This is a genomic window from Frankia sp. KB5, assembly GCF_002099325.1.
Taxonomy (GTDB): domain Bacteria; phylum Actinomycetota; class Actinomycetes; order Frankiales; family Frankiaceae; genus Frankia; species Frankia casuarinae.
In genome coordinates this window covers 1-4,222 of sequence record NZ_MRUJ01000347.1, presented here as the reverse complement: position 1 = coordinate 4,222, position 4,222 = coordinate 1, and the positions used below count along the sequence as shown (strand labels likewise).

The 4,222-nt window shown below is 69.4% G+C and carries 5 protein-coding genes and 2 tRNA genes; 5 read left to right on the top strand and 2 right to left on the bottom strand.

Annotated elements, in window-relative coordinates:
• The 4 genes from KBI5_RS24095 to KBI5_RS24080 all read left to right on the top strand — a co-directional run.
• Window positions 1-554, top strand: a 554-nt coding sequence (locus tag KBI5_RS24095; RefSeq protein ID WP_085016575.1) for an SAM-dependent methyltransferase, incomplete at its 5' end; no start/stop codon positions are given.
• Between the two features lie 75 nt (window positions 555-629).
• Window positions 630-1,349: a recombinase family protein gene (locus tag KBI5_RS24090; RefSeq protein WP_085016574.1), complete on the top strand. Its 720-nt coding sequence runs from the start codon at window positions 630-632 to the stop codon at window positions 1,347-1,349.
• Window positions 1,350-1,527: 178 nt separating this feature from the next.
• Complete coding sequence (locus KBI5_RS24085) at window positions 1,528-1,881, top strand: helix-turn-helix domain-containing protein (protein WP_241883160.1); 354 nt, start codon at window positions 1,528-1,530, stop codon at window positions 1,879-1,881.
• Window positions 1,878-3,116 (top strand): site-specific integrase, encoded by a 1,239-nt coding sequence (locus KBI5_RS24080; protein ID WP_085016573.1) that lies wholly within the window; start codon window positions 1,878-1,880, stop codon window positions 3,114-3,116. Before KBI5_RS24085 ends, KBI5_RS24080 begins: the two co-directional genes overlap by 4 nt.
• A gap of 123 nt (window positions 3,117-3,239) precedes the next feature.
• Here the strand turns inward: KBI5_RS24080 and KBI5_RS24075 are convergent.
• Window positions 3,240-3,316 (bottom strand) — tRNA-Phe (locus KBI5_RS24075).
• Window positions 3,317-3,368: 52 nt separating this feature from the next.
• A tRNA-Asp gene (locus tag KBI5_RS24070) sits at window positions 3,369-3,443 on the bottom strand.
• 423 nt (window positions 3,444-3,866) lie between these two features.
• Here KBI5_RS24070 and KBI5_RS24060 point away from each other — a divergent pair.
• The coding region (locus KBI5_RS24060; RefSeq protein WP_347272538.1) for an enoyl-CoA hydratase-related protein at window positions 3,867-4,222 on the top strand (356 nt) is incomplete at its 3' end.

Below are 4,222 nucleotides of genomic sequence, written 5' to 3'. Positions count from 1 at the left end.
AGCGCCACGCCATCGGCATCACCACCAACCCCGACCAGTGGGAGACCGCCCGCGCCGCGCTCACCCTGGCAAAGGCACGCGGCGCCCGCGGCGACGGAATGATCCTCGACCGTCTGCCCGACCGTGAGTCCTGGACCGGACTCGGACCGGTCGACCTGGTCCTGACCGCAATCGGACCGCCCGACCCCGACGGTCCGGTCAGGGACCGGCTGCGCCCGCGGCTGGCGGCCTACCGGAACCTGTCCCAACCCGGCGGGCACCTCGTCGTCATCGCCGCCTACCACATCGAGGGCGGGGTGGACCTGGCCAGCCGCGTCGCCGCCGCAGGCCGGGACACGGGCTGGCGGCCGGTGCAGCGCGCTGTCGCGCTCACCGCCCTCCCCCACGTTCGGGAACTCGGCGTGCGCCGCCCGGACGGCCGGACAGGCGCCTACCCGGTCCACCAAGACGTGATCGTCTTCCGCCCCGACGAGCGGCGAGCGCACGATCCGCGACCGCCGGACCCGCCGCCGGCGCGCGCCGCCCGCGACGCCTCGCCCCACGCGGCCACCTAGACCACCCCTCCGCCGGCCGGGGCGGGGTGTGTTCACGCCGCCGCGGCCGGCTCCCCGCTCTGGCTGGAGCCCCGCATGTCTGACCTGCTGCCCATCCCCACGCTGCCACCCGCCCCGCCCACGCCGGCCGGCCAGCCCAGCTGGTGGTGGCGCCTGACCCACCGCCGCGCCGCCCGCGCCGCGCGGCAGGCACTCCTGCTCGCGGACCATCACACCTGGACCACCGAACGCGCCCGCGCCGCCCAGATCGACCTCGTCCGCGCCGGCTTTCATCTCGGCCCCGTCCCCCTCGGCTACCGCCCCCGCCGCATCACCGAACTCGGCACCGACGGCCAGGTCCGCCAGGGCATCCGCCTCGTCATCGCCCCCGGCCCCGCCCACGTCATCGCACTCATCTACCGGTGGCGGGTCGAGGACGAACTCAGCCCCCGCGCCATCGCCACCCGCCTCCGCGTCGTCCACAACGACCTTCTCGCCCCCCTGGTGAGCCCCGCCACCAAGCGGCCCTGGCAGCTGACTTCCACCAACATCGCTCGTGTCCTGGCCAACCCCGTCTACACCGGCGCCACCATCTGGGGCCGCACCCACGCCGGCAAGCCCGTCCCACCCGACCAGTGGATCATCTGCCCACACGCCCACCCACCGATCATCGACGGCCGCACGTTCTTCCGCGCCCAGCTCCTCACCACCCCCGAACACGCGATCCTCAGCCCGTACCTGCCGCCCTGGCAGTTCCCCGCCCCTCTCGGGAACAGCCCGGGAACCGGCGGCGGTCACCAGGGGACGATCGCGTGACGCCCCCACAGCACCGTCACCGATCGCCCGCGTACAGCGGGTCGAGCGGGTCGGCCCGCACGCAGGAGGCGTCGGGCGGGCGGGAGACCCCGCCGCGGCGACGCATTCTCTCTGAGTGGCGTGCATGGATACCGATCCGAATTCTGGGTCATCCCCGTCGGCCGGCGGTGACACATCGATGAAGGGCGACCCGAACGACAGTCGAGGACCCAGGAAGCGCACATCAGTCGAATCTTCCGAGGGTCTTTCCTCGGCCACCGGAGAACAGTTCCGCAAGGCGATGTCCGCACTGACCGAAATCGCCGTACAGTGGGAAAAGAGCGACAACGCCGACAGTAGTTCCAGCACCGCGAAGGTGCTCCTGACGACCACCGAAGCGGCTGCGGTGCTCGGCATAGGCCGGACAAGTCTTTACGAACTGATCCGGTCCGGAAAGCTCGAAACCATCAAGATCGRCCGCCGGCGGCTGATTCCCGCGACCGCAATACCCAAGTTGATCACGACCCTCATCGAGGAATCGGAGGACCCATGACCAAGGACCCGAACCGCAGGCGTGCTAAGCGGGCGAACGGGCAGGGATCTATCTACCAGCGCGAGAGCGACGGGATGTGGGTGGGTGCGGCGTACGTCCTCATGCCGGACGGAACCCAGCGCCGCAGGCCGGTATACGGGAAGACCGCTGACATCGTTCGCGAGAAGCTCACGAAGATGCAGGCCAGTTCGGACCAGGGAATCCCCGCCGAGGCCACCGGGTGGACGATGCAGCGTTTCCTCACCTACTGGCTAAGCGACATCGTGGCACCGGCGTGCAAGCCGCRCACCGTCCAGGGATACGAGGTCATCGTCCGCACGTATCTCATCCCGCAGATCGGCAAGAAGCGGCTGAACAAGCTGACCGGGATCGACGTGCGGAACCTCCTCAAGCGGGTCACCAACACCTGCCTGTGCTGCCTGCACGGCACCGACAAGCGCCGCCCCGAGGAGCAGCGCCGTTGCTGCGCGGTCGACCGCTGCTGCCAGCAGGCGCCGTCGGCCCGGCTCATCCAGCAGGTACACAGCGTGYTGCGCAACGCCCTGTCCGCGGCGATGCGGGAGGAGCTCGTGGGCCGCAACGTCGCGAAGCTCGCCACCGTGGCGGGGCCGGTCTACAAGGTGCATCGCGGGCTCAACGCCGACCAGGCCAGCCACCTGCTCAAGCTGGCCGCCGGCGAGCGCCTGCATGCCCTCTACGTCCTCGCGCTGTACATGGGACTACGCCGCGGAGAGATCCTCGGCCTGCGCTGGGAGGACATCGACTTCGTCGAGGGCACTCTCACCGTTCGACATTCCCTGCAGCGGGTCGGCGGCCGGCTGACCCTCGTCACGCCGAAGACCAAGACCTCGGAGCGGACGCTGCCCCTGCTGGGGCTGATCGCGAACGTTCTGGAGGAGCACCGGGCCCGGCAGCGGAAGGAGCGTGAGGCGGCCGGCGAGGACTGGCAGGACACCGGCCTCGTGTTCACCAGCCTGGTCGGGACCCCGTTCGAGCCAGACAACCTGCGCCGCAGCTGGCAGCCGCTACGCACGGCCCTGGGGCTGGAGGATCTTCGTTTCCACGACATCCGCCACACCTGCGTGACGCTGCTGCTGAACGCCAAGGTGCCCCCGCACATCGTTCGCGAGATCGCAGGACACGCCAAGGTCGACGTTACGATGGAGATCTACGCTCATGCCTCTCTGGAGGACAAGCGTGCGGCGCTGCAGAAGCTGGTCGAGCAGCTGGCCTGATGTGTGCGCCAACGGCCGTCCACGTACGCCGACGTACGGGGGCGTTGCTACACCCGTTGCTACATAACGATCTTCATGAGACCGCTAGGAGCCGATTTGCGAAGCGAATCCCCTGATCAGAGGTGGTGGGCAGGGGCGGGGTCGAACCGCCGACCTTCCGCTTTTCAGGCGGACGCTCGTACCGACTGAGCTACCTGCCCCGGGTAGTGCGACTCTCGCATGAGCCACAGCGCACTGTTAGCCATACGAACGCGGTCCCGACGGGATTCGAACCCGCGACCTCCGCCTTGACAGGGCGGCGTGAACTCCAGGCTTCACCACGGGACCATGCTCTAGATCGATCTTCAGTTGTCGCCCTCCAGGTGCCAGCCACGAGCCCTGTCCGGATCTGGAGGTCATGCTACACGACACCGGGACCACTCGAAGGGCCGGGAGCCCAGGATTCTTGCCCAACAGTCCACGCACCCGATCACTCGCGATCCGCTATGGAGACGCGACATCGGCATGAGATCCGCGGAGTCCACGCGGCGGGCGCGACGGCACRCCGGGGCGCACCCGGGAACGCCAGGCACGCCGCCGACCTCGCGGGAACCGAGCGAAAGGTGCGCAGCAGCACGGAGTCGATCCAGACCGCCGTTGCCGATCCCGTTCTGACCCGGGTCCGATGACGGGGTCGCCGTCGCCACCCTGAACCGGCCCGAGGTCATGAGCGCGTTCACCCTGCCGATGGCCACCGCCTAGGCGCAGGCCCTGTGTGCCGCGGACGCCGACCCGGAGGTCCGGTTCATCGCGGCCTCCGCCTTCGTCGGCTCCGGCTTCTCCCGCCTCAGCCTGGCCGTCGAATACGGTCTGTCCTGGCATCTTCCCCAGATCATGGGCACCGCCCGGGTCTCGGACTTCCTGCTGTCCGGCCACGCCGTCAGCGCCACCGAGGCGGCCGAGCTCGGGCTGGTCAACCAGATGATCACGGATGACGACGTACTGGACCACGCGGTGCTTGTCGCCGGTTGGACGGTCGGTTTCCCGGGCACGGGCCACCATCCGAGCGACGCCCAGATCCGTGCGCTGTATGCCGACACCTCTGCCAGGTCTCTGCCAGGTCTCTG